A 1,244-nucleotide genomic window follows, 5' to 3' on the forward strand; every position below is an offset into this window, starting at 1 on the left:
TGGCCTGCCCCCATTCGGTGGCCCGGGTTCGAAGTTAGTGCATCGTCGGTCGGCTGACGATGGCAGGGCGAGCGGACGGCACTGATCCGCTCGGTTCGGTTGGCCAGAGGACGACCTCCGGCGCGGGTGGCTGGTAGCCGAGCGACGAGTGCGGCCGGATGCTGTTGTAGTGCCTCCGCCATTGCTCGATCACGACGCCGGCCTCCTTGAGAGTATAGAATACCTCACCGTTGAGGAGTTCATCCCGCAGCTTTGCGTTGAAGCTCTCGCAATAGCCGTTCTCCCACGGACTGCCAGGCTCGATATAGGCCGTGGTCGAGCCAACCGCTGCGATCCAGTCACGGACAGATCGAGCGATGAACTCCGGCCCGTTGTCCGAACGGATGTGCCCTGGCACTCCACGCAGACTGAACAGGTCCGAGAGTACGTCGATCACGTCCAGCGCCTTGAGCTTACGAGATACGCGGATGGCCAGGCACTCGCGTGTGAACTCGTCGATGACGTTCAGCATTCGGTACTTGCGTCCGTTGTGCGTGCGGTGCTCGACGAAGTCGTAGGACCAGACGTGGTCAGGCCGCTCGGGTCGTAAGCGAAGGCAGGAGCCGTCGTTGAGCCAGAGGCGTGCCCGCTTTGGCTGGCGGGCTGGGACCTTGAGCCCTTCGCGCTGCCAGATCCGTTCGACGCGCTTCACGTCCACCGTCCAGCCATCACGCCGGAGCAAAGCCGTGATCCGACGGTAGCCGTAGCGTCCATACTGTAGCGCCAGGGCGACGATGGCGGTCGTCAAAGCGGTTTCGTCTTCGGCAAGGACGGCGCATTTGCGCTGGGTCGAACGATGTTGGCCCAGGACACGGCAAGCGAAGCGTTCGGACACACCGTGCTCGGCAACGACGAAGTCGACACAGGCCCGGCGGCGAGCCGGGCTCAGAAGTTTCCCGAGGCGGCCTCCTTCAGAATCAGCTTCTCCAAGGTCAGATCCGAGATTGCCCTACGAAGACGTTGGTTCTCGGTCTCCAGAGATTTCAGCCGCTCGACCTGATCACCCTTCAAGCCGCCGTACTCGGACCGCCAGCGGTAGTATGTGACCTCGGTCACCTCGATTGACCGGATTGCTTCGGCAACCTTGCGACCCTGCGAGATCAAGACATCGACCTGCCGCAGCTTAGCAACGATCTCTTCAGCCGTATGCTTCTTCCGTCCCATGACGACATCCTCCACATGGCTCAAAGCCATACCTCAGGGAG

At 62.0% G+C, this 1,244-nt stretch carries 1 protein-coding gene; it reads right to left on the bottom strand.

Annotation, left to right across the window (positions count from 1 at the left end; translation table 11 throughout):
• Positions 1 to 34 precede the first annotated feature (34 nt).
• Positions 35 to 1,203 (bottom strand): IS3 family transposase gene (locus BLQ49_RS28780; protein WP_091723099.1). Its coding sequence is split into 2 segments (ribosomal slippage): positions 35 to 939 and positions 939 to 1,203, totalling 1,170 coding nucleotides; the frame shifts between segments, so codons are not numbered across the junction.
• Between the last annotated feature and the right edge of the window lie 41 nt (positions 1,204 to 1,244).

This window comes from Methylobacterium phyllostachyos, from assembly GCF_900103445.1.
GTDB classification, from domain to species: domain Bacteria; phylum Pseudomonadota; class Alphaproteobacteria; order Rhizobiales; family Beijerinckiaceae; genus Methylobacterium; species Methylobacterium phyllostachyos.